Source organism: Methylobacterium phyllosphaerae (assembly GCF_001936175.1).
In the GTDB taxonomy this organism is placed as follows: domain Bacteria; phylum Pseudomonadota; class Alphaproteobacteria; order Rhizobiales; family Beijerinckiaceae; genus Methylobacterium; species Methylobacterium fujisawaense.
This window is the reverse complement of sequence record NZ_CP015367.1, coordinates 1,758,541-1,781,556: the sequence shown is the minus strand read 5'-3', so window position 1 is coordinate 1,781,556 and position 23,016 is coordinate 1,758,541. Positions and strand designations below refer to the sequence as shown.

The following is a 23,016-nucleotide window of genomic DNA, read 5'->3' as shown; positions in this document are numbered from 1 at the left end:
CCGCTCGCCGCCCGCATTGCATTCCTGAGTCGCCGATGGCCCTGATCACCGACACGAACCGCGCCCTGTCCCGCGCCCCCGCGATCGCGCCCCAGCCTAAGGGGATCATCGATCCCAACACCGGCCGTCCGATCGGCGCGGACGATCCGACCTTCCTGTCGATCAGCGACGAGTTGGCCGATCGGGGCTTCCTGCTGACCACCACGGACGAGCTGATCAACTGGGCCCGCACCGGCTCGCTGATGTGGATGACCTTCGGCCTCGCCTGCTGCGCGGTCGAGATGATGCAGATGTCGATGCCGCGCTACGATTGCGAGCGGTTCGGCTTCGCGCCCCGCGGCTCGCCCCGCCAGTCCGACGTGATGATCGTCGCCGGCACGCTGACCAACAAGATGGCCCCGGCGCTGCGTAAGGTCTACGACCAGATGCCGGAGCCCCGCTACGTCATCTCCATGGGTTCCTGCGCCAACGGCGGCGGCTACTACCACTATTCCTATTCGGTGGTGCGCGGCTGCGACCGGGTGGTGCCGGTGGACATCTACGTGCCCGGCTGCCCGCCCACCGCCGAGGCGCTGCTCTACGGCGTGCTGCTGCTGCAGAAGAAGATCCGCCGGACCGGCACGATCGAGCGCTGAGGAGCGGCCATGACGAACGGCATCTCGATCCTGCCCCACACCCAGCCGGCCTACGGCGCCGACGCCGTCGCCGCCTTGGCCGAGCGGGTCACCGGCGCCCTCGGGCCCGCGGTGGTATCCCACACCATCGCGTTCGGCGAGCTGACGCTGGTGGTCCAGGCCTCCGACATCGTCTACGCGCTGACCTACCTGCGCGACGATCCGGCCTGCGCCTTCCGCAACTTCATCGACATTTGCGGCGTGGACTACCCGCAGCGCGAGAAGCGCTTCGACGTGGTCTATCACCTGCTCTCCCTGCGCCATAACCTGCGAATCCGGGTGAAGGTGCAGACCGACGAGGTGACCCCCGTCCCGTCGGTGATCGAGGTGTTCCCCGCCGCCAACTGGTACGAGCGCGAGACCTACGACCTCTACGGGATCCTGTTCTCGGGCCATCCCGACCTGCGCCGCCTGCTCACCGATTACGGCTTCGAGGGGCACCCCCTGCGCAAGGACTTCCCGCTGACCGGCTTCGTCGAGGTCCGCTACGACCAGGACCAGGCGCGGGTGGTCTACGAGCCGGTCCAGCTGACGCAGGAATTCCGGAACTTCGACTTCTTGTCCCCGTGGGAAGGCACCGACTACGTGCTGCCGGGCGACGAGAAGACGTCGGCATGAGCCGCGGAGACCGCCCGTGACCGAACACAACATCCGCAACTTCGCGATCAACTTCGGCCCGCAGCACCCGGCCGCGCACGGCGTGCTGCGCCTCGTGCTGGAACTCGACGGCGAGGTGGTCGAGCGGGTCGATCCGCATATCGGGCTGCTCCACCGCGGCACCGAGAAGCTCATCGAGTACAAGACCTACCTGCAGGCGACGCCCTATTTCGACCGGCTCGATTACGTGTCGCCGATGAACCAGGAGCACGCCTTCTGCCTGGCGATCGAGAGGCTCGCCGGGATCGAGGTGCCGCGCCGCGCGCAGCTGATCCGCGTGCTGTTCTGCGAGATCGGCCGCCTGCTGTCGCACCTCCTCAACGTCACCACGCAGGCGATGGATGTCGGCGCCCTCACGCCCCCGCTCTGGGGCTTCGAGGAGCGCGAGAAGCTGATGATCTTCTACGAGCGGGCCTCCGGCGCCCGGCTCCACGCCAACTACTTCCGGCCCGGCGGCGTCCACCAGGACCTGCCGCCGAAGCTGATCGACGACATCGACGCGTTCTGCGACCCGTTCCTGCAGGTCGTCCAGGATCTCGACGACCTCGTCATGGCCAACCGCATCTTCAAGCAGCGCAACGTCGACATCGGCATCGTGTCGGTGGACGAGGCGATGGAGTGGGGCTTCTCGGGCGTGATGGTGCGCGGCTCAGGGATTCCCTGGGACCTGCGCAAGGCGCAGCCCTACGAGTGCTACGAAGAGATGGAGTTCGACATCCCCGTCGGAAAGAACGGCGACACCTACGATCGCCAGGTGATCCGCATGGAGGAGATGCGCCAGTCCGTGCGCATCATGAAGCAATGCGTCGCCAAGCTGCGCGAGCCCGCCGGCCAGGGGCCGATCGCCTCGGTCGACGGCAAGTTCGCCCCGCCGCCGCGTCGGGAGATGAAGCGCTCGATGGAGGCGCTCATCCACCACTTCAAGCTCTACACCGAGGGCTTCCACGTGCCCGAGGGCGAGGTCTACGCCGCCGTGGAAGCGCCGAAGGGCGAGTTCGGCGTCTATCTCGTGTCGGATGGAACCAACAAGCCGTATCGCTGCAAGATCCGCGCGCCGGGCTTCGCGCATCTTCAGGCGATGGACTGGATGTGCCGCGGGCACCTGCTGGCCGACGTGTCCTGCGTGCTCGGCACGCTCGACATCGTGTTCGGCGAAGTGGATCGGTAAGTTAGAGCGATGGCAAACCGCAGACTCGCCCCCGCCTCGGAGCAGCCCGAGAGCTTCGCGTTCTCCCCCGAGAACGCCGAGTGGGCCAAGACCCAGATCGCCAAGTACCCGGAAGGCCGTCAGGCCTCCGCGGTGATCTCGCTCCTGTGGCGGGCGCAGGAGCAGAACGGCGGCTGGCTGCCGCGGGCGGCCATCGAGGCGGTGGCGGCCGAGCTCGGCATGCCGAACATCCGCGTGCTGGAGGTGGCCACCTTCTACACGATGTTCGCTCTCGAGCCCGTGGGTCGCTTCTGGATCCAGGTCTGCGGCACGGTGCCGTGCGATTCCTGCGGTGCGCGGGGTCTCAAGGAGATGCTGCAGGCCCGGCTCGGCCCCCCCGGCCACGTCTCGGCGGACGGCACCTTCTCGTGGCTCGAGGTCGAGTGCCTGGGTGCCTGCTGCAACGCGCCGATGGTGCAGATCAATCAGGATTACTACGAGGACCTGACGCCCGAATCCCTCGGCCAGCTGATGGACGACCTCGCCGCCGGACGGCCCGTGAAGGTCGGCTCGCAGACCGGGCGCGTCTCGTCCGAGCCCCAGGGCGCCGTGAACACGCTCACCGACCCGACCCTGTTCGACGGCTCGCGCGTCGGCGCGTGGCGCAAGCGCTTCGAGGAGGCCGGAAAGGTCGAGACGCCGGCCGCCCAGACCGGCGAGGCGGCCTCCGGAACGCAGCAGGCCGCCGAGAACCCGAAGCCGGCGCGGCCCGATGTCGGCCGGCCGATCGAGCGTCCGGCATCCGACGCGCCGGCCCAGCGCGCCGCCAACGGCGAGACGCCGGTCAAGGCGGAGGATCGCGCCGACGCGGCCGAGCGCGGCCGGTCCACCGCGAAGCACGGCTCCGCCCGGCCGGGCGACGCGGACGTGCTCGATTCGCCGGCCAAGCGTGTCGCCGAGGGCGAGCCCGCCGCCGGCGACCAGGGCCATCAGGACGTGCCGGCGCGCGACGCCGTCCCGCAGCAGCCGGAAGCGTCGGGCGCCAGCGCGGGCGAAGTCGCGGCCGAGGCCGAGGAAGCCCGCATCGCCGGCGCCCTCGCGGCCCTGCCGAAGGATGCGAGCCCGGAGCGGAAGGCCGACGCCGTGGGCAAGCGCCCGCCGGGCCTCGACGCCGCCCGCGCCGGGAAGCCGGACGATCTGACGCGCATCACGGGCGTCGGCCCGGGCAACAGCCAGCGCCTGAACGGGCTCGGCATCTACCATTTCGACCAGATCGCCGCGTGGTCCCGCGACGAGATCACCTGGGTCGGCACCTACCTCGCGTTCCCGGGTCGCATCGACCGGGAGAACTGGGTGGGGCAGGCCAAGGCCCTGTCGGCGCCGGCTCAGTGAGGACCTGACATGCTGTCGGATCAGGATCGCATCTTCACCAACCTCTACGGGCTCCACTCGCCGGGCCTGGACGCCGCCAAGAAGCGTGGCGCCTGGGACGGGACCAAGTTCCTGCTGGAACAGGGCCGCGACTGGATCATCGAGGAGATGAAGGCCTCGGGCCTGCGCGGCCGCGGCGGCGCGGGCTTCCCCACCGGCCTCAAATGGTCGTTCATGCCCAAGAAGTCCGACGGGCGCCCGCACTACCTCGTGGTCAACGCCGACGAGTCCGAGCCGGGCACCTGCAAGGACCGGGAGATCATGCGGCACGACCCGCATCTCCTGATCGAGGGCTGCATGCTGGCCTGCTTCGCGATGAACGCGCATGCCTGCTACGTCTACATCCGCGGCGAGTACGTCGCCGAGAAGCACGCCCTTCAGAAGGCCGTGGACGAGGCCTACGCGGCCCGCCTCGTCGGCCAGTCGAACGTGCACGACTACCCGTTCGACATCTACGTCCACCACGGCGCCGGCGCCTATATCTGCGGCGAGGAGACGGCGCTCATCGAGAGCCTGGAGGGCAAGAAGGGGATGCCGCGGCTGAAGCCGCCGTTCCCGGCCAATATGGGCCTCTACGGCTGCCCCACGACGGTGAACAACGTCGAGTCGATCGCGGTCGCCGGCACGATCCTGCGCCGGGGCGGCGCGTGGTTCGCGGGGCTGGGCGGCAAGAACAACACCGGCACCAAGCTCTTCTGCGTCTCCGGGCACGTCAACAAGCCGTGCAACGTCGAGGAGGAGCTGGGCATCACCTTCCGGGAGCTGATCGACCGTCATTGCGGCGGCATGCGCGGCGGCTGGGACAATCTTTTGTGTTCCATCCCGGGCGGATCCTCAGTCCCCCTTGTTCCCGCGGAACAAATCATCGACGCGAAGATGGATTTCGACACCCTGCGCAACCTCGGCTCCGGCCTGGGCACTGCAGCGGTGATCGTGCTCGACAAGTCCACCGACATCGTCGCGGCGATCACCCGGATCTCGTACTTCTACAAGCACGAATCCTGCGGCCAGTGCACGCCGTGCCGGGAGGGCACGGGCTGGATGTGGCGGGTGATGCAGCGCATGACCGAGGGCCGCGCCCAGAAGCGCGAGATCGACATGCTGTTCGAGGTGACCAAGCAGATCGAGGGTCACACGATCTGCGCGCTGGGCGACGCGGCGGCCTGGCCGATCCAGGGCCTGATCCGGCACTTCCGCCCCGAGATCGAGAAGCGCATCGACCGCTACACCGCGAACCCGCACAGCGAGCCTGTGCCGATGGCTGCGGAGTAAAGGCGCTATGCCGGTGTCCAACCCACAGCCTCAGCCTGAGATGCCCGCGTCGGCGGGCCTCGCAGGAGGCCTCCCGAGATCGCGAGGCGGGCTGGACATCTCCTTCGAGGCTCGGCTGCACCTCGCACCTCAGGATGAGGGTGCGGGTGGGATCCGGCCTCGTGCGTTTGGGCCAGTTTACGAGACGATCCGATGACAAAAATCCTCGTCGACGGCACCGAGGTTGACGTCCCCGCCGATTACACGCTGCTCCAGGCCTGCGAGGCCGCGGGGGCCGAGATCCCGCGCTTCTGCTTCCACGAGCGCCTGTCGATCGCCGGCAATTGCCGCATGTGCCTCGTCGAGCTGAAGGGCGCGCCCAAGCCCGTGGCCTCCTGCGCCTACGCGGTGAAGGATTGCCGCCCCGGCCCGAACGGCGAGCCGCCGGAGGTGCTGACCCGCTCGCAGGGGACCAAGAAGGCCCGCGAGGGGGTGATGGAGTTCCTCCTCATCAACCACCCCCTCGACTGCCCGATCTGCGACCAGGGCGGCCATTGCGACCTGCAGGACCAGGCCATGGCCTACGGGGTCGATTCGACCCGCTACACGGAGAACAAGCGGGCGGTCGAGGAGAAGCATATCGGCCCGCTGGTGCGGACCGCGATGAACCGCTGCATCCACTGCACCCGCTGCGTGCGCTTCCTCGCCGAGGTGGCGGGCGTGCCCGACCTCGGCGCCATCGGCCGCGGCGAGGACATGGAGATCACGAGCTACCTCGAGCAGTCGATGGCCTCGGAGCTTCAGGGCAACGTCGCCGATCTCTGCCCGGTGGGCGCCCTCGTGCACCGGCCGCAGAGCTACAACGTCCGGCCGTGGGAGCTGAACAAGACCGAGTCGGTCGACGTGATGGACGCGGTCGGCTCGGCGATCCGCATCGACACCCGCGGCCGCGAGGTCATGCAGATCGAGCCGCGGATCAGCGAGGAGATCAACGAGGAGTGGATCTCCGACAAGACCCGCTACCACATCGACGGGCTGCGGATGCAGCGCCTCGACCGGCCGTACCTCCGCGAGAACGGCCGGCTGCGGCCCGCCTCCTGGGGTGAGGCGTTCCAGGCCATCGCCGCCAAGGTGAAGGGCGCGGATCCGAAGCGCATCGGCGCCGTAGTCGGCGATCTCGCGGGCGTCGAGGAGATGTTCGCGCTCCGCGAGCTGATCAAGAGCCTCGGCACGCCGAACCTCGATTGCCGCCAGACCGATGCCGGGCTCGACCCGGCGCTCGGCCGCGCCTCCTACATCTTCAACCCGACCATTCCGGGCATCGAGGCGGCGGACGCGATCCTGATCGTCGATGCCAACCCGCGCACCGAGGCCTCGCTGCTCAATGTCCGCATCCGCAAGCGCTGGCGCATGGCGCCGCTGGCGGTGGGCGTGATCGGGGAGCCGGTCGATCTGACCTATCCGAGCCATTATATCGGCGCCGGGCCGGACTCGCTGGCGGCGCTGTCCCGGGGCGAGCACAGCTTCCTCGACGTCCTCAAGGAGGCCAAGGCGCCGCTCGTCCTCGTCGGCGCCCATGCCGAGCCGGGCGTCCTGGCCGCGGCGGCGTCGCTGGCGAAGTCGGTCGGCGCGATCTCGGCCGGGTGGAACGGCTTCGGCGTGCTGCACACGGCCGCTGCCCGCGTCGGCGCGCTCGATCTCGGCTTCGTGCCGGGGGAGGGCGGCCTGACCTTCGCGCAGATGCTGGAGCCGGGCGCGCTGGACGTCCTGTTCAACCTCGGCGCCGACGAGCGCGACGTCGCCCCGGGCGCCTTCGTGATCTACCAGGGCAGCCATGGCGACCGCGGCGCCTCCCGCGCCGACGTGATCCTGCCGGGGGCCGCCTACAGCGAGAAGTCGGCGACCTGGGTGAACACGGAAGGCCGGGTCCAGATGGGCAACCGCGCCGCCTTCCCGCCGGGCGACGCCCGCGAGGACTGGGCGATCCTGCGCGCCCTGTCGGACGTCCTCGGCAAGCGCCTGCCCTTCGATTCGCTCACCGCGCTCCGCCAAGCGCTCTATGCCGCCCACCCGCATTTCGCGGCGATCGGCGCCGTGGAGCCGGGCGAGGTCGTGGAGGCGGCGGAGAAGCTGATCCGTCTCGGCAGCGCGACCGGCGGGCCGGCCTTCGCTTCGCCCGTGACCGACTTCTACCTCACCAACCCGATCGCCCGCGCCTCGCGGATCCTCGCCGAGTGCTCGCGCCTTGCCCGGGAGCGCGCCGCAGAGGCGCAGCCCCTCGCGGCGGCCGAGTAGGAGCCCACCGATGACGTCGCTCGAAATCCTCGGGACCGTGCTCCTGATCGTGCTGAAGAGCTTCGTGCTGCTCTCCGCGCTCCTCGTCTTCATCGCCTATGCGCTGCTCGCCGACCGGAAGATCTGGGCGGCGGTGCAGCTTCGGCGCGGGCCGAACGTGGTCGGACCCTTCGGCCTGTTCCAGTCCTTCGCCGACCTGATCAAGTTCGTGCTCAAGGAGCCGGTGATCCCGGCCGGGGCCAACAAGGCAATCTACCTGCTGGCGCCGCTGGTCTTCGCGATGCTCGCCCTGTCGAGCTGGGCGGTGATTCCGCTCGCCGACGGCTGGGCGATCGCCGACATCAATGTCGGCATCACCTACATCTTCGCGATCTCGTCGCTCGGGGTCTACGGCGTCATCATGGGCGGCTGGGCGTCGAACTCGAAATACGCCTTCCTCGGGGCGCTCCGCTCGGCGGCGCAGATGATCTCCTACGAGGTCTCCCTCGGCTTCGTGATCATCTGCGTGCTGCTCTGCGCCGGCTCGCTCAACCTCTCCCGCATCGTGATGGCGCAGGACACGAGCCTCGGGATCTTCGGCTGGTACTGGCTGTGGCTGTTCCCGATGTTCGTGGTGTTCTTCATCTCGGCGCTCGCCGAGACGAACCGCCCGCCCTTCGACCTGCCGGAGGCCGAATCGGAACTCGTGGCCGGCTACATGGTCGAGTATTCCTCGACCCCGTACCTGCTGTTCATGCTGGGCGAGTACGTCGCCATCATGAGCATGTGCGCGCTCGGAACCATCCTGTTCCTGGGCGGCTGGCTCTCGCCGATCCCCTTCGCGCCCTTCACCTGGGTTCCCGGCGTGATCTGGTTCGTCCTGAAGGCGAGCTTCCTGTTCTTTCTGTTCGCGATGGTGAAATCCATCGTCCCCCGCTACCGCTACGATCAGCTCATGCGCCTCGGCTGGAAGGTCTTCCTGCCGATCTCGCTGGTCTCGGTCGTCGTCGTCGCCTTCGTGCTCAAGCTGACCGGCCTCGCGCCGGGCGCCTGAGCCCACCCGCCGAATCGGAGATCCGGGCATGAAGCTCGATCAGGTCGCCAAGAGCCTTCTGCTGAAAGAGTTCGTGTCGGGGATGGTCCTCGGCATGCGCTACTTCTTCAAGCCGAAGGCCACGATCAACTACCCCTTCGAGATGGGCCATCGCGGCCCGCGCTTCCGGGGTGAGCATGCCCTGCGTCGCTATCCCAACGGCGAGGAGCGCTGCATCGCCTGCAAGCTCTGCGAGGCGATCTGCCCGGCGCAGGCCATCACCATCGAGGCGGGCCCCCGCCGGAACGACGGCACCCGCCGCACGACGCGCTACGACATCGACATGGTGAAGTGCATCTATTGCGGCATGTGCCAGGAGGCCTGCCCGGTGGATGCGATCGTCGAGGGGCCGAATTTCGAGTTCTCGGTCGAGACCCGTGAGGAACTGCTCTACGACAAGCAGAAGCTCCTGCTGAACGGTGACCGTTGGGAACGCGAGATCGCCCGCAACATCGCGATGGACGCACCGTATCGCTGACGCATCGTCCCGAAAGGCGGCCACCTGCTTTCGGAAGAAGGCGGCGCGTTGCAAGGGGATGGCGCATCGTCCCGGTCCCGTTGTCCATGACGATGCGCGAGACATGACGGAGGCGCTGTTGTGCCCCCGCCGACCGGGTTCTATAGACGGGCCGCCCGCTGCGGACCGTTTCAACGCACGGCAGAAGGGGCCGCTCCGGCGGCCGATCCCGATCAGCGCATGACCGCAGCAGCCGCCTTCTTCTACCTGTTCGCGAGCGTCACGGTCGCGTCGGGCTTCATGGTGATCGCCTCGCGCAATCCCGTAGCCTCGGTGCTGTTCCTGATCCTCGCCTTCGTGAACGCCGCCGGGCTGTTCGTCCTGATGGGCGCCGAGTTCCTCGCGATGATCCTCGTGGTCGTCTACGTGGGCGCGGTGGCGGTGCTGTTCCTGTTCGTGGTGATGATGCTCGACGTCGATTTCGCCGAGCTGCGCCAGGGCTTCCAGCAATACCTGCCGATCGGCGGCCTGATCGGGGCGATCTTCCTCGTGGAGCTGTTGCTGGTGGTGGGCTCCTGGAGCATCGATCCGGGCCTCGTCCAGGCGCCCCTCGGCAACGTCGCGTCGGCCGAGAACCTCACCAACGCCCAGGCGCTCGGCCGGGTGCTGTACACCGACTACGCCTACTTCTTTCAGCTCGCCGGCCTGATCCTGCTGGTGGCGATGATCGGCGCCATCGTGCTGACGCTCCGCGACCGGCCGGGCGTGAAGCGCCAGGACATCGCGGTCCAGAACGCCCGCACCCAGGCCATGGCGGTGGAGACCCGCAAGGTCCCGTCGCGCCAGGGTGTCGAGGTCTGATGTCCGCCGGAGGTTTCGAACGATGATCGGCCTGAGCCACTACCTCACCGTCGCGGCGATCCTGTTCACGCTCGGCGTGCTCGGCATCTTCATCAACCGCAAGAACATCATCGTCATCCTGATGTCGATCGAGCTGATCCTGCTCTCGGTCAACATCAACCTCGTCGCCTTCTCGACGCAGCTCAACGACATCACCGGACAGGTCTTCGCCCTGTTCGTGCTGACCGTGGCGGCCGCCGAATCGGCGATCGGCCTCGCCATCCTCGTGGTGTTCTTCCGCAACCGCGGGTCGATCGCGGTGGAAGACGTCAGCATGATGAAGGGCTAGGGCCTTCTTCTTCGCGCGCCCCGAGTGACATCCGGACGCCGCCGCCCCGCGGTCGGCCCGGAGGACGGACTGCAAGAGAGCGATGTATCACGCGATCGTCTTCTTCCCGCTCATCGGCTTCCTGATCGCCGGCCTGTTCGGCCGGTACATCGGGGCGCGGGCCTGTGAGTACATCACCACGTCCTTCCTCGCCTTCACGGCGCTGATCGCCTGGGGCGTGTTCATCGACGGCGGTCCGGCCGAGCGCGTGCAGGTCGCCTCTTGGTTCGCGGCCGGCGACCTCCAGGTCGACTGGGCCTTCAAGGTCGACACCCTGACGCGGGTGATGCTGGTGGTGGTCACCACCGTCTCGACCCTCGTGCATCTCTACTCCGTGGGCTACATGGAGGAGGACCCGCACCGGCCGCGCTTCTTCGCCTACCTGTCGCTGTTCACTTTCGCCATGCTGATGCTGGTGACGGCCGACAACCTCGTGCAGATGTTCTTCGGCTGGGAGGGCGTGGGCCTGGCCTCCTACCTGCTGATCGGCTTCTGGTACGAGAAGCCCTCGGCCAACGCCGCCGCCATGAAGGCGTTCATCGTCAACCGCGTCGGCGATTTCGGCTTCTCGCTGGGCATCTTCCTGACCTTCGTCCTCACCGGCTCGGTGGCGTTCGACGCGATCTTCGACAAGGTCGACGCGATCAAGACGCTCTCCTTCCACTTCCTCGGCTACGACTGGAACGCCCTGACGCTCGCCTGCCTGCTCCTGTTCATGGGCGCCATGGGCAAGTCGGCGCAGTTCCTGCTCCACACGTGGCTGCCCGACGCCATGGAGGGCCCGACCCCGGTCTCGGCGCTGATCCATGCCGCCACCATGGTCACCGCCGGCGTCTTCATGGTCGCCCGCCTGTCGCCGCTCTTCGAGGAAGCGCCGAACGCGCTCATCGTCGTGACGGTGATCGGCGGCATCACGGCGTTCTTCGCGGCGACGATCGGCCTCGTGCAGAACGACATCAAGCGGGTGATCGCCTACTCGACCTGCTCGCAGCTCGGCTACATGTTCGTGGCGCTCGGCGTCGGCGCCTATTCGGCCGGCGTGTTCCACCTGTTCACCCACGCCTTCTTCAAGGCGCTGCTGTTCCTCGGGGCCGGCTCGGTCATCCACGCGATGCACCACGAGCAGGACATGCGGAACATGGGCGGCCTGCGCCGTTACATTCCCTATACCAGCGCCATGATGGCGATCGGCTCCCTCGCGCTGATCGGCTTCCCCTACACGGCCGGCTACTACTCGAAGGACGCGATCATCGAGGCCGCCTACGCCTCGACCCGGCCGGGCCACACGCTCGCCTTCCTGTGCGTTGTGGTGGCGGCGTTCTTCACCTCGTTCTACTCCTGGCGCCTGTTCTTCATGACCTTCGAGGGACCGGCCCGCTGGGGTGCGCATGCCGCGCACGACCATCACGACGCTCCCGCGGTGGCGCATTCCACCCTGGCGCACGAGGCCGACGGCCTGCCCGGTCACACCGAGGGCGCGGCCCACGACGATCACGGCCACGACATCGAGCCGGCCCACAGGAGCGACCTCGTCGCCGACGACCATCACGGGCACGGCCACCACGGTGACCACACGCCCCACGAGAGCCCGCTGGTGATGACGATCCCGCTGGCGATCCTCGCCTTCGGCGCGCTGTTCGCCGGGATCATCTTCCACGACCGCTTCATCGGCGAGGGGATGGACGCGTTCTGGGGCCACGCCCTGGCGCACGGGCCGAACAACCACATCATGCACGAGATCCACGAGGTTCCGGCGCTGGTCTCCTACTCCCCGTTGATCATGCTGATCCTCGGCTTCGTCCTGGCCTACTGGATGTACATCCGCCGGCCGGAGCTGCCCGGCGAGCTCGCCGCGCAGCAGCCGTCGCTGTACCGGTTCCTGCTCAACAAGTGGTACTTCGACGAGATCTACGACCGGATCTTCGTCCGCCCGGCCAAGGATTTCGGCCTGTTCCTCTGGAAGCAGGGCGACGGTCGGATCATCGACGGCCTCGGGCCGAACGGCATCGCGGCGCGCGTCGTGGACGTGACCCGCGGCGTGGTCCGGCTCCAGACCGGCTACGTCTACCACTACGCCTTCGTGATGCTCATCGGCGTCGCCGGCCTGATCAGCTGGTACCTGATGTCCGGCCTGCCCAAGGGGGCTCACTGACATGCTCGGCCTCGGCATCCTCTCCGGCCTGCTGATCGTCCCGCTCTGCGGCGCGGCCTTCATCCTGACGCTGAACGGCGACGAGGAATCGGTCGCGCGCAACAGCCGCTGGGCCGCCCTCGCGACGACAATCGTCACCTTCCTGCTCTCCCTGGTGGCCTGGAACCGCTACGACGCCGCCTCGTCGAGCTTCCAGCTGGTGGAGAGCCACGCGTGGCTCACCGAGACGATCCGGTTCAAGCTCGGCGTCGACGGCTTCTCGATGCCGCTGATCCTGCTGACCACCTTCCTGATGCCGTTCTGCATCGGCGCGTCGTGGCACTCGATCCACTTCCGGGTGAAGGAGTACTTCGTCGCCTTCCTCGTCCTCGAGACGACGATGATCGGCGTGTTCGCCTCGCTCGACCTGCTGCTGTTCTACCTGTTCTTCGAAGCCGGCCTGATCCCGATGTTCCTGATCATCGGCATCTGGGGCGGCGCGCGCCGGATCTACGCGAGCTTCAAGTTCTTCCTCTACACCCTGCTCGGCTCGGTGCTGATGCTGCTGGCCGTGATGGCGATGTACTGGCAGGCCGGCACCACCGACATCCCGACCCTGCTGCAGTACCGCTTCCCGGTGCAGATGCAGACATGGCTGTGGCTCGCCTTCTTCGCCTCCTTCGCGGTGAAGATGCCGATGTGGCCGGTCCATACCTGGCTGCCCGACGCCCACGTGGAGGCGCCCACGGCCGGCTCGGTGATCCTGGCCGGCATCCTCCTGAAGATGGGCGGCTACGGCTTCATCCGGATCTCCCTCCCGATGCTGCCGGTGGCGAGCCACGACTTCGCGCCCTTCGTCTTCGCCCTGTCGGTGATCGCGATCATCTTCACGTCGCTCACCGCGATGATGCAGACCGACATCAAGAAGCTGATCGCCTACTCGTCGGTGGCCCATATGGGCTTCGTGACGCTCGGCCTGTTCACCCTGAACGAGCAGGGCATCCAGGGCGCGCTGTTCCTGATGATCTCGCACGGCATCGTGTCGGGGGCGCTCTTCCTCTGCGTCGGTGTGGTCTACGACCGGATGCACACCCGTGAGATCGCCGCCTATGGCGGCCTCGTGAAGCGGATGCCGCTCTACGCGGTGGCCATGCTGATCTTCACCATGGCCAATGTCGGCCTGCCCGGCACCTCCGGCTTCGTGGGCGAGTTCCTGGCGATGCTCGGCGCCTTCAAGGCGAACCCGAATGTGGCCTTCTTCTCGACCTTCGGCATCATCCTGTCGGCGGCCTATGCCCTGTGGCTCTACGCCCGGGTGGTCTATGGCAAGCTGGAGAAGCCCAACCTCCAGGGCATCCTGGATCTGGATACCCGCGAAAAGATCATCCTGGCGCCGCTGGTGGTGCTGACGATCTACTATGGGGTGCACCCGGCTCCCGTGCTCGACGTGTTCGCGCCCTCCACGGATGCGCTGATGGCGAGCATGAAGGCCGCCCTCTCGAACACCCAGACGGCCGCCGCGGCGCTGCCGATCCCGCGCTGAGGCGGACACCATGACCACCGTCCACTCCGTCCTGCCCTCCCTGGCGCCGCTCCTGCCCGAGTTGATCCTCGGCGTCGGCGTCATGGTCCTGATCCTCTACGGCGCCTGGCGCGGCGAACGCTCCGCCGAGACCGTGAGCATCGGCGCCCTGGTCCTGCTCCTCGTCGCCCTGTCGGTGGTGATCTCCCAGCCGGCCCAAGGTCGGGTGACCACCCTGTCGGGCGCGTTCGTGTCGGATGCCTTCTCCAAGGTGATGAAGTCCCTGGTGCTGCTCGGCTCCTCGGCGACGATCCTGCTGGCGCACGACTTCTTCAAGCGCGAGCGCATCGACCGGTTCGAGTTCCCCGTGCTGATCGTGCTCTGCACCATCGGCATGATGGTGATGGTCTCGGCCAACGACCTGATCGCGCTGTATCTCGGCCTCGAGCTTCAGTCGCTCGCCGCCTACGTTATCGCCGCCTTCCACCGGGACGACGTCAAGTCCACCGAGGCCGGCCTCAAGTACTTCGTGCTCGGCGCGCTCTCCTCCGGCATGCTGCTCTACGGCGCCTCGCTGGTCTACGGCTTCACCGGCACCGTCTCGTTCCCCGGCATCGTCTCGGCGCTCACCGAGAATGCCGGCTTCGGCATCGTGCTGGGTATCGTGTTCCTGGCGGCCGGCGTGTGCTTCAAGCTGGCGGCCGTGCCGTTCCACATGTGGACGCCCGACGTCTACGAGGGCTCGCCGACCCCGGTGACGGCCTTCTTCGCCTCGGCGCCCAAGATGGCCGCCGTGGCGATGACCGTGCGGGTGTTCATCGGCGCCATGCCGGACGTGACGGCGATCTGGCAGCAGATCTTCATCTTCGTCTCGATCGCGTCGATGGCGCTCGGCTCCTTCGCGGCCATCGGCCAGACGTCGATCAAGCGCCTGATGGCCTACTCGTCGATCGCCAATATCGGCTACGCGCTGATCGGGCTCGCCTCCGGCTCGGAGGAGGGGATCAGCGGGCTCGTCATCTACATGATCATCTACCTCGCGATGACCCTCGGCACCTTCGCGATCATCCTGTCGCTCCGGCGCCGGGAGGTGATGTTCGAGAAGATCGACGACCTGTCGGGTCTGTCGCGGACGCATCCGTGGCTGGCCTTCTGCCTCGCCGCGATGATGTTCTCGCTGGCCGGCATCCCGCCGCTGGCCGGGTTCTTCGCGAAGTTCTACGTCTTCGCCGCCGCGATCAAGGCGGGCCTGGTCACTCTGGCGGTGATCGGCGTCGTCACCAGCGTCGTCGGCGCCTACTACTACCTGCGGCTGGTCAAGATCATGTATTTCGACGAGCCCCGGGAGCCCTACGAGACGATGGCGCCGGGCCTGCGCGTGGTGCTCGCCCTCTCGAGCGTCGTGGTGGTGCTGTTCTTCCTCCTGCCCGGGCCGCTGGTCGGCGCCGCAGGCCGGGCCGCCCGGTCTCTGTTCTAGGACAGCCTTGCCCTACCGACTGGGGTCCGCGGCGCGCGCCGAGGGCCATCGCCTGCATGTCCACGAGACCCTCGGCTCCACCAACACGGAGGCGATGGCTCAGGCGCGCGCGGGCGAGACCGGCCCCCTCTGGGTGGTGACCCACCGTCAGGAGGCGGGCCGCGGCCGGCGCGGCAACAGCTGGGCCTCGCTGCCGGGCAACCTCGCGGCGAGCGTGCTGTGGCCCATCGCCGGGGTAGCGCCAGACCACCTCGCCGAACTCGGCTTCGTGGCCGGCCTCGCGCTGATCGAGGCGCTGGAGGCGACCTGCGGCACCCTGCCGGATACCGGATCCGGCAGCGCCGCCCGATCTCTGCAGCTCAAGTGGCCGAACGACGTCCTGCTCGGCGGCGCCAAGCTCGCCGGCCTGCTTCTGGAGGCCGAGACGCTGCCGGGCGGCCGGCGCGCCGCGGTGATCGGCTTCGGCGTCAACGTCGCGGCGGCCCCGGACGGGCTCGCCGCAATGAGCTTGGCGGCGGCGGGTTACGCCGGGGGCGCCGAGGCGCTACTGGAACATCTCTCGGACCGGATGGCCGCGCAGGCGCGCGCCTGGGACCGGGGACGGAATTTCGCTGACCTGCGCGCGGCTTGGCTCGCGCGGGCCGCGGGTCTCGGAACCGAGATCGCGGTGCGCAGCGGCGGGCACATCCTGCGGGGCGTGTTCGAGACGATCGACGAGGGGGGGCGGCTCGTGATCCTCGCCCCCGATGGGAATCGGCATACCGTGACGGCGGGCGAGGTGCATTTCGGAACGGCCGCGACGGCGGCCTGAGTTTGGACGACGACAGATGGCAATGGGACAGGAGGAGCTGGTCTTCCTGCCGCTCGGCGGCGTGGGCGAGATCGGAATGAATGCGGCGCTCTACGGGTTCGGCCCGGAGAAGGGCCGGAAATGGATCATGGTCGATTGCGGCATGGGCTTCGCCGGCGAGGAGCAGATGCCGGGAGTGGACCTGATGTTCCCCGACCTCTCCTTCATCGAGGAGCGGCGCAAGGACCTGCTGGGGATCTTCATCACCCACGCGCACGAGGACCATATCGGGGCGATCTCGGAGCTGTGGCCCCGGCTCAAGGTCCCGGTCTACGCGACCCGTTTCGCCAAGAACCTGCTGGAGACCCGGCGCCTCTCCGAGCCCGGCGCCCCGAAGGTCGAGCTGCGTGAGGTCAAGCCCGGCCGGCGTGTGACCGTCGGACCGTTCGAGCTCGAGTATGTGCCGGTCTCGCACTCGATCCCGGAATCGAACGCCATCGCGATCCGCACCGCCGCGGGCCTCGTGCTCCACACCGGCGACTGGAAGATCGACCCGACCCCGGTGGCCGGCTCGGTCACCTCGCCGGAGGCGTTCACGGCGCTCGGCGACGAGGGTATCCTCGCCATCGTCTGCGACTCGACCAACGTCGTGCGCGAGGGCTTCTCGCCCAGCGAGAAGACCGTGGCCGAGACCCTCAAGACGCTGATCGCGGACGCCCCCCACCGGGTCGCGGTGACCACCTTCGCGTCGAACGTCGCCCGCATCCGCGCGGTCGCCGAAGCCGCCGTCGCCTGCGGCCGCGAGGTCATCGCAGTCGGCCGCGCCATGGACCGGGTGATCGATGTGGCCCGCGAATGTGGCTACCTCGACGGCCTGCCGGAATTCCGCCGCGCCGATTCCTGGAAGAGCCTGCCGCGGGAGCGGGTCGTGGCCCTGCTCACCGGATCGCAGGGCGAGCCGCGGGCGGCGTTGGCCCGGGTCTCCCGCCGGGACCATCCGGATATCAGCCTCACCGCCGGTGATCAGGTGATCTTCTCCTCGCGCGCCATTCCCGGCAACGAGCGCGATGTCGGATCGATCATCAACGACCTGATCGAGCAGGGCGTCGAGGTGATCACCGACCGCACCGACCTCGTCCACGTCTCCGGCCACCCGCGCCGGGACGAGATGGTCGAGATGTACAAGTGGACCCGTCCCGGCACGGCGATCCCGGTCCACGGCGAGGCCCTGCACCTCGACGAGCATGCCCGCTTCGCCAGGGCGCAGGGCGTGCAGAACGTGGTCAAGGCCCGCAACGGCAGCCTGATCCGCCTGAGCCCCGGCACGCCGGCGGTGGTCGACCACGTGAAGGCCGGCCGGCTGTTCAAGGACGGCGACGTCCTGATCGACGAGAAGGACCGGGCGATCCCGGAACGGCGCAAGCTCATGCAGGCCGGCCTGGTCTCGGTGGCGATCGCCATCGACGAGGACGGCGTGGTTCTCGGCGAGCCGGCGGTGGACATCATCGGCCTGCCGAACCGCGGCCGGTCCGGCGAGCCGTTGATCGAAACGGTCGTGGATGCGGTCTCCCGCACCCTGTCGGGGATGTCGCGGGGCAAGCTCAAGGACTCGGAGAGCGTCGAGAAGACGGTCGACCGGGCGGTGCGCACCGCGGTCAACGAGGTCTGGGGCAAGAAGCCCGCCTGCCACGTGCAGGTGGTCGAAGTTTAAGCTACGACGACAGACGAACGGACCACGGCAGGTCCGGTCCAGACCCTCATCCTGAGACCCCTGCACAGGGGGTCTCAGGGGCGCCCTCCAGCGGGACGCGCGATCCTTGGCGCGTTCCTCGGGGCGTTCCTTGGCGGGCGCCTTCGCGGCGGCTCGCGCAGGCCCGAGGATGAGGGTGCGCCTGGAAGCAGCGGCCTGCCGATCGGTACGCGAACGGGGAGGAAGCAACATGATCGGCCGTCTCAATCACGTGGCCATCGCCGTACAGGATCTCGACGCCGCCTGCGCGGTCTATCGCGACACGCTCGGCGCCACGATCACCCCGCCGCTCCCGCAGCCGGAGCACGGTGTCACGGTCGTGTTCGTCGAGTTGCCGAACAGCAAGATCGAGCTGATGTCCCCCCTCGGGGAGGGCTCGCCGATCGAAGCCTTCGTGGCCCGCAACCCGGGCGGTGGAATCCACCACGTCTGCTACGAGGTCGACGACATCCTGGCCGCCCGCGACAAGCTCAAGGCCCAGGGCGCCCGGGTCCTCGGCACCGGCGAGCCGCGGATCGGAGCCCACGGCAAGCCGGTCCTGTTCCTTCACCCCAAGGACTTCCTGGGAACCCTGGTCGAGCTGGAGCAGGTGTGAGCCGGATGATGCACAGCCTGGCCCGCTCGACGCCGGTGACCCTGGCGGTGATCACCGTGCTGATCGCCGCCTTCGTGGCCGCGGCGGTGAGCCTGTTCAAGCTGACGGTGGGCGGCGCGATCGCCCTTTACTTCGTGGTCTGGTGGACGCTGCTCTTCGCGGTCCTGCCCCTGCGCAACCAGCCCGAGACGCGGCCCACCCACGTGGTCCCGGGCCAGGATCCCGGCGCTCCGGCGGCGCCGCGGCTGCGCGAGAAGGCCATCTGGACGACGCTGGTCGCAGGGGCCGCTTTCCTGATCGCCCTGGCGGTGTTCCCCCTGGCCGGGCTGTAGGACGGCTCAGGCCGGGGGTTTCTCCGAGCTCGCGGTAAGACAGGCCCATGCCCGGGCTCACGCCTCCGGGCAATGCGTGCGGGACGTCATCGGAGGGATAGGCCCGCCGCACGCAGCGGTCTGACGGCGACCATTTGTCTCCCGGGGGTCGAAGGGTCGGGACCCGCCCGGCTCTCGGTGCTGAACGGGTCGCCTCCGGCGGCCTTCAGCGCTGTCCCTCGACAAGCGCCCGGTGGACGGAGCAACGCACCCCGCCGCCAAGAATAAAAAAAGCAAGGCCCGAGGCCTTGCTTTCAAGCTTCAATGGCTCGACCTTTGAATATCCCACGCATTGGCTGCGGAGCGGTCGCTTTTCCTCCCGAGACTCGGACCTTGCGCCACCTCTTCCGGGCGTCGCAAACATCGCCGGACGCTTATAGGAACAACAATTCGTGTTGTCACCGGGTCTGCGAGAAAAATCTGCGCTTTCTTGCCGGCAAATGGGCATACCGCTTTCCGCCTAGGCAGCGGCCCAACCGCGGCCGGGCCGCCGCCTCCGGTTCGCCGCGATTACGCCCCGCCGTGGTCGCGCAGTGCTTGTAATTTGCGTCTCCGGCGTGTTGTGTGCCGGCGCGCCGCGGCTCCTCCCGGCCGATCCTCTTCCAAGACTCTGACGACATGCGTCTCTCCCGCTATTTCATGCCGACCTTGCGCGAGACGCCCAAGGAAGCCGAGATCGTCTCGCATCGGCTGATGCTGCGCGCCGGCCTGGTGCGTCAGGAGTCGGCCGGCATCTACGCGTGGCTGCCGCTCGGCCTGCGGGTGCTGGAGCGGGTCTGCGCGGTGATCCGGCGGGAGCAGGACCGTTCCGGCGCCATCGAGATCCTGATGCCGACGGTGCAATCCGCCGAGCTGTGGCGGGAATCCGGCCGCTACGACGCCTACGGCAAGGAGATGCTGCGCCTGAAGGACCGGCACGAGCGCGAGATGCTCTACGGCCCCACCGCCGAGGAGATGGTCACCGAGATCTTCCGGGCGAGCGTGCGCTCCTACAAGGACCTGCCCAAGAACCTCTACCAGATCTCGTGGAAGTTCCGCGACGAGGTGCGGCCGCGCTTCGGCACGATGCGCTCCCGCGAGTTCCTGATGAAGGACGCCTACTCGTTCGATTTCGACCAGGCCGGCGCCCGCCACGCCTACAACCGGATGTTCGTCGCCTACCTGCGCACCTTCGCCGGGCTCGGCCTCAAGGCGATCCCGATGCGCGCCGATACCGGCCCCATCGGCGGTGATCTGTCCCACGAGTTCATCATCCTGGCCAAGACCGGCGAGAGCGAGGTCTTCTGCGACAAGGCCTATCTCGACTTCGACATCCCGCCGGAGACCGTGGATTTCGACGACGTCGCCGCCCTCCAGGGCATCGTCGATGCCTGGACCTCGCACTACGCGGCCACCGAGGAGATGCACGAGCCGGAGGCCTTTGCGGAGGTTGCGGAGGACAGCCGCCTCGCGGCACGCGGCATCGAGGTCGGGCACATCTTCTATTTCGGCACCAAGTATTCCGAGCCGATGGGCGCCAAGGTCGCCGGGCCGGACGGGATCGAGCGGCCGGTCCATATGGGCTCCTACGGCATCGGTCCGAGCCGGCTGGTGGCGGCGATCATCGAGGCGAGCCACGACGAGGCCGGCATCATCTGGCCGGATTCGGTCGCGCCGTTCGACGTGGCCCTGATCAATCTGAAGGTCGGCGATGCCGGCACCGATGCCGCCTGCGCGCAGATCCAGTCGGATCTCGAGACCGCCGGCCTGTCGGTGCTCTACGACGACCGCGACGAGCGCCCCGGCGCCAAGTTTGCCACCGCGGACCTGATCGGCCTGCCCTGGCACGTGATCGTCGGGCCGAAGGGCTTGGCGGAGGGCAAGGTCGAGCTGAAGCGGCGTGCCGGGGGCGAGCGCGAGAGCCTCGCCATCGTCGATCTGCTGGCACGCATCCGGCGCGTCTGAGGCGTGCCGATGGCGGCATCAGCGGCGCTGGACCGGGTCAGGACCTTCGCGGCGTCGTTCCGTGCGGGCACCACTGCCCCGTTCGCACCGTTCGAGTGGATCCTCGCCGGCCGCTACCTGCGCGCCCGCCGACGGGGCGGCGGCGTCTCGGTGGTGGCGTTCTTCTCGGTACTGGGCATCGCGCTGGGTGTCGCCACGCTGATCATCGTCCTGTCGGTGATGAACGGCTTCCGGGCGGAGCTGCTCTCGAAGATCGTGGGCATCAACGGTCACCTGTTCGCCACCCCGATCGACCGGCCGTTCAACGATTGGACCGACCTGTCGGAGCGCCTGTCGAAGGTCGCGGGCGTGCGCGCCGCGGTGCCGCTGGTGGAGGGCCAGGCCTTCGCGTCGTCGCAATATGGCGGCTCCGGCGTGATCATCCGCGGCGTAAGGGCCGCCGACCTCGACGCCCTGGCGGCGGTATCCTCGGCGATCCGCGGGGGCACCCTGGAGGGCTTCGACGACGGCACGGGCGTGCTGATCGGCCGGCGGCTCGCCGACACCCTCGGCCTGCAGGCCGGAGATACGATCACGCTGGTGACGCCCAAGGGCTCGTCGACGCCCTTCGGAACGGCGCCGCGGACCAAGAGCTACACGGTCAAGGCGGTGTTCGAGGTCGGCATGACCGAGTTCGACCAGACCTTCGTGTTCATGCCCCTGGCCGAGGCGCAGGCGTTCTTCAACAGGGACGGCGACGTCAGCATGATCGAGATCTATGTCGACGATCCCGATCATGTCGGCGACATGCGCGAGCCCCTAGAGATGGCGGCCGAGCGCCCGATCCTGCTCACCGACTGGCGCCAGCGCAACCGGACCTTCTTCGGGGCCCTGGAGGTGGAGCGGAACGTGATGTTCCTGATCCTCAGCCTGATCGTCGTGGTGGCGACGCTCAACATCGTCTCCGGCCTGATCCTGCTGGTGCGCGACAAGTCGAGCGACATCGCGATCCTGCGGACCATGGGGGCGACGCCCGGCACGATCATGCGGGTGTTCCTCATCAACGGCGCCCTGATCGGCGTCGTCGGAACGCTGAGCGGGCTGGCGCTGGGCGTCCTGATCACCCTGAACATCAAGCCGATCCAGCACGTGCTGTTTCCCGGCGCCTGGGATCCGACCGTGCGATTCCTCGCCGAGATCCCGGCCCAGATGAATCCGAAGGAGATCACCGCCGTGGTGATCACGTCCCTGCTGCTGTCGCTCGCGGCGACGCTGTATCCCTCCTGGCGCGCCGCCCGGCTCGATCCGGTGCAGGCCCTCCGCTACGGCTGACGGGCCGCATCCGATGAGCGAGTCGAGCCAGACAACCGGCGACCAGCCGGTCCCGGCCCTGTTCTTTTCCCGCGTCGAGCGGCGCTATCCCCAGGCCGAAGGTGCCCTGGAGATCCTGCGCGGGGCTGACCTCGCGATCTGGCCGGGGGAACTGGTGGCGCTGGTGGCGCCGTCGGGCGCCGGCAAATCGACCCTGCTGCATCTGGCCGGCCTTCTGGAGCGGCCGGATGGGGGCGAGATCTTTATCGGCGGCCATCCCACCGCGGCGATGGCCGATGCCGAGCGCACCCGTCTGCGGCGCGAGGAGATGGGCTTCGTCTACCAGTTCCATCATCTCCTGCCGGAATTCTCCGCCCTGGAGAACGTGGTGATGCCGCAGCTCATCCGCGGTCTGAAGGGTCCGGAGGCGAAGGCCCGCGCCACGGAACTCCTGAGCTTCCTGGGCCTCAAGGAACGGCTCCCGCACCGCCCGGCCGAGCTGTCGGGCGGCGAGCAGCAGCGCGTCGCCATCGCGCGGGCGGTGGCCAACGGCCCGCGCCTCCTGCTGGCCGACGAGCCCACCGGCAATCTCGACCCCGGGACGGCAGGCCACGTCTTCTCGGTCCTGATGGCGCTGGTCCGCGCCTCGGGCCTCGCCGCTCTGGTCGCAACCCACAACCTCGAGCTGGCCGCCCGGATGGACCGGCGGGTGACCATCCGCGACGGGCTGATCACGCAGCTCGACTGAGTCCGGCGACGCGTCCGCACGGACCGTCCCGTGTGTCCGCGGATCGGCGCGCGCGGCGCCGCGCGCATCGACGCGGACGGGCTCGGCTCAAGATCGCTTCCGGTCAAGGCGGCGGCGGACTTCGTGCGCCCGGACGTCACCCCCAACGCGCCATGCGGGCGGTCCTTCAACCCCGCGGTTCGCCCC

At 68.3% G+C, this 23,016-nt stretch carries 20 protein-coding genes; all 20 read left to right on the top strand.

What is annotated here, in order from left to right; all coding sequences use genetic code 11:
• Window positions 1-35 precede the first annotated feature (35 nt).
• The 20 genes from MCBMB27_RS07830 to MCBMB27_RS07735 all read left to right on the top strand — a co-directional run bounded on the left by MCBMB27_RS07830 (window position 36) and on the right by MCBMB27_RS07735 (window position 22,830).
• A complete protein-coding gene (locus tag MCBMB27_RS07830; protein ID WP_043353985.1) occupies window positions 36-635 on the top strand; it encodes a NuoB/complex I 20 kDa subunit family protein in 600 nt (199 codons plus the stop codon).
• A gap of 9 nt (window positions 636-644) precedes the next feature.
• Window positions 645-1,292, top strand: a complete 648-nt coding sequence (locus MCBMB27_RS07825; protein ID WP_043381896.1) for an NADH-quinone oxidoreductase subunit C — start codon at window positions 645-647, stop codon at window positions 1,290-1,292.
• Between the two features lie 16 nt (window positions 1,293-1,308).
• On the top strand, window positions 1,309-2,499 hold the full coding sequence (locus MCBMB27_RS07820) for an NADH-quinone oxidoreductase subunit D (RefSeq protein ID WP_043353981.1): 1,191 nt from the start codon (window positions 1,309-1,311) through the stop codon (window positions 2,497-2,499).
• Window positions 2,500-2,508: 9 nt separating this feature from the next.
• Window positions 2,509-3,870, top strand: coding sequence for an NADH-quinone oxidoreductase subunit NuoE (nuoE, locus tag MCBMB27_RS07815; RefSeq protein WP_075380177.1), 1,362 nt, complete (start codon window positions 2,509-2,511; stop codon window positions 3,868-3,870).
• A 9-nt stretch (window positions 3,871-3,879) separates the two neighbouring features.
• Complete coding sequence (nuoF, locus tag MCBMB27_RS07810) at window positions 3,880-5,181, top strand: NADH-quinone oxidoreductase subunit NuoF (RefSeq protein ID WP_043353978.1); 1,302 nt, start codon at window positions 3,880-3,882, stop codon at window positions 5,179-5,181.
• A 192-nt stretch (window positions 5,182-5,373) separates the two neighbouring features.
• Complete coding sequence (gene nuoG, locus MCBMB27_RS07805; protein WP_075380176.1) at window positions 5,374-7,455, top strand: NADH-quinone oxidoreductase subunit NuoG; 2,082 nt, start codon at window positions 5,374-5,376, stop codon at window positions 7,453-7,455.
• A gap of 10 nt (window positions 7,456-7,465) precedes the next feature.
• Window positions 7,466-8,488: an NADH-quinone oxidoreductase subunit NuoH gene (gene nuoH, locus MCBMB27_RS07800; RefSeq protein WP_043354215.1), complete on the top strand. Its 1,023-nt coding sequence runs from the start codon at window positions 7,466-7,468 to the stop codon at window positions 8,486-8,488.
• A gap of 28 nt (window positions 8,489-8,516) precedes the next feature.
• Window positions 8,517-9,005 (top strand): NADH-quinone oxidoreductase subunit NuoI, encoded by a 489-nt coding sequence (nuoI, locus tag MCBMB27_RS07795; RefSeq protein ID WP_043354217.1) that lies wholly within the window; start codon window positions 8,517-8,519, stop codon window positions 9,003-9,005.
• Between the two features lie 219 nt (window positions 9,006-9,224).
• Entirely contained in the window at window positions 9,225-9,845 is a 621-nt protein-coding gene (locus MCBMB27_RS07790; protein ID WP_043354219.1) for an NADH-quinone oxidoreductase subunit J, read from the top strand.
• Between the two features lie 22 nt (window positions 9,846-9,867).
• Window positions 9,868-10,173, top strand: coding sequence for an NADH-quinone oxidoreductase subunit NuoK (gene nuoK / locus MCBMB27_RS07785; RefSeq protein ID WP_043351891.1), 306 nt, complete (start codon window positions 9,868-9,870; stop codon window positions 10,171-10,173).
• Window positions 10,174-10,255: 82 nt separating this feature from the next.
• Window positions 10,256-12,364, top strand: coding sequence for an NADH-quinone oxidoreductase subunit L (nuoL, locus tag MCBMB27_RS07780; RefSeq protein WP_043381907.1), 2,109 nt, complete (start codon window positions 10,256-10,258; stop codon window positions 12,362-12,364).
• A 1-nt stretch (window position 12,365) separates the two neighbouring features.
• Entirely contained in the window at window positions 12,366-13,886 is a 1,521-nt protein-coding gene (locus tag MCBMB27_RS07775) for an NADH-quinone oxidoreductase subunit M (protein WP_043354224.1), read from the top strand.
• Window positions 13,887-13,896: 10 nt separating this feature from the next.
• Window positions 13,897-15,342 carry an NADH-quinone oxidoreductase subunit NuoN gene (gene nuoN / locus MCBMB27_RS07770; RefSeq protein WP_043354226.1) on the top strand — a complete coding sequence of 482 codons (1,446 nt, stop codon included), beginning with the start codon at window positions 13,897-13,899 and terminating at the stop codon, window positions 15,340-15,342.
• A 7-nt stretch (window positions 15,343-15,349) separates the two neighbouring features.
• Complete coding sequence (locus MCBMB27_RS07765; RefSeq protein WP_043354228.1) at window positions 15,350-16,153, top strand: biotin--[acetyl-CoA-carboxylase] ligase; 804 nt, start codon at window positions 15,350-15,352, stop codon at window positions 16,151-16,153.
• 16 nt (window positions 16,154-16,169) lie between these two features.
• On the top strand, window positions 16,170-17,843 hold the full coding sequence (locus MCBMB27_RS07760; protein WP_043354241.1) for a ribonuclease J: 1,674 nt from the start codon (window positions 16,170-16,172) through the stop codon (window positions 17,841-17,843).
• Window positions 17,844-18,072: 229 nt separating this feature from the next.
• Complete coding sequence (mce, locus tag MCBMB27_RS07755; RefSeq protein ID WP_043381911.1) at window positions 18,073-18,477, top strand: methylmalonyl-CoA epimerase; 405 nt, start codon at window positions 18,073-18,075, stop codon at window positions 18,475-18,477.
• 5 nt (window positions 18,478-18,482) lie between these two features.
• Window positions 18,483-18,809, top strand: coding sequence for a DUF1467 family protein (locus MCBMB27_RS07750; protein WP_043381913.1), 327 nt, complete (start codon window positions 18,483-18,485; stop codon window positions 18,807-18,809).
• 657 nt (window positions 18,810-19,466) lie between these two features.
• The gene (proS, locus tag MCBMB27_RS07745; protein WP_043354248.1) at window positions 19,467-20,792 is read left to right on the top strand and encodes a proline--tRNA ligase; all 1,326 of its coding nucleotides are present in this window, start codon (window positions 19,467-19,469) and stop codon (window positions 20,790-20,792) included.
• A gap of 9 nt (window positions 20,793-20,801) precedes the next feature.
• Window positions 20,802-22,103 carry a lipoprotein-releasing ABC transporter permease subunit gene (locus tag MCBMB27_RS07740; RefSeq protein ID WP_043381918.1) on the top strand — a complete coding sequence of 434 codons (1,302 nt, stop codon included), beginning with the start codon at window positions 20,802-20,804 and terminating at the stop codon, window positions 22,101-22,103.
• A gap of 13 nt (window positions 22,104-22,116) precedes the next feature.
• Window positions 22,117-22,830, top strand: coding sequence for an ABC transporter ATP-binding protein (locus tag MCBMB27_RS07735; protein WP_043354253.1), 714 nt, complete (start codon window positions 22,117-22,119; stop codon window positions 22,828-22,830).
• The last annotated feature ends 186 nt before the right edge of the window (window positions 22,831-23,016 follow it).

Coding starts and splice junctions, on each gene's coding strand:
- MCBMB27_RS07750 (WP_043381913.1), top strand. CDS start 18,483: ATGATGCACAGCCTGGCCCGCTCGACGCCGGTGACCCTGGCGGTGATC.
- MCBMB27_RS07790 (WP_043354219.1), top strand. CDS start 9,225: ATGACCGCAGCAGCCGCCTTCTTCTACCTGTTCGCGAGCGTCACGGTC.
- MCBMB27_RS07740 (WP_043381918.1), top strand. CDS start 20,802: ATGGCGGCATCAGCGGCGCTGGACCGGGTCAGGACCTTCGCGGCGTCG.
- nuoL (WP_043381907.1), top strand. CDS start 10,256: ATGTATCACGCGATCGTCTTCTTCCCGCTCATCGGCTTCCTGATCGCC.
- nuoK (WP_043351891.1), top strand. CDS start 9,868: ATGATCGGCCTGAGCCACTACCTCACCGTCGCGGCGATCCTGTTCACG.
- MCBMB27_RS07735 (WP_043354253.1), top strand. CDS start 22,117: ATGAGCGAGTCGAGCCAGACAACCGGCGACCAGCCGGTCCCGGCCCTG.
- nuoH (WP_043354215.1), top strand. CDS start 7,466: ATGACGTCGCTCGAAATCCTCGGGACCGTGCTCCTGATCGTGCTGAAG.
- nuoG (WP_075380176.1), top strand. CDS start 5,374: ATGACAAAAATCCTCGTCGACGGCACCGAGGTTGACGTCCCCGCCGAT.
- MCBMB27_RS07775 (WP_043354224.1), top strand. CDS start 12,366: ATGCTCGGCCTCGGCATCCTCTCCGGCCTGCTGATCGTCCCGCTCTGC.
- mce (WP_043381911.1), top strand. CDS start 18,073: ATGATCGGCCGTCTCAATCACGTGGCCATCGCCGTACAGGATCTCGAC.
- proS (WP_043354248.1), top strand. CDS start 19,467: ATGCGTCTCTCCCGCTATTTCATGCCGACCTTGCGCGAGACGCCCAAG.
- MCBMB27_RS07760 (WP_043354241.1), top strand. CDS start 16,170: ATGGCAATGGGACAGGAGGAGCTGGTCTTCCTGCCGCTCGGCGGCGTG.
- nuoE (WP_075380177.1), top strand. CDS start 2,509: ATGGCAAACCGCAGACTCGCCCCCGCCTCGGAGCAGCCCGAGAGCTTC.
- nuoN (WP_043354226.1), top strand. CDS start 13,897: ATGACCACCGTCCACTCCGTCCTGCCCTCCCTGGCGCCGCTCCTGCCC.
- MCBMB27_RS07825 (WP_043381896.1), top strand. CDS start 645: ATGACGAACGGCATCTCGATCCTGCCCCACACCCAGCCGGCCTACGGC.
- nuoF (WP_043353978.1), top strand. CDS start 3,880: ATGCTGTCGGATCAGGATCGCATCTTCACCAACCTCTACGGGCTCCAC.
- nuoI (WP_043354217.1), top strand. CDS start 8,517: ATGAAGCTCGATCAGGTCGCCAAGAGCCTTCTGCTGAAAGAGTTCGTG.
- MCBMB27_RS07830 (WP_043353985.1), top strand. CDS start 36: ATGGCCCTGATCACCGACACGAACCGCGCCCTGTCCCGCGCCCCCGCG.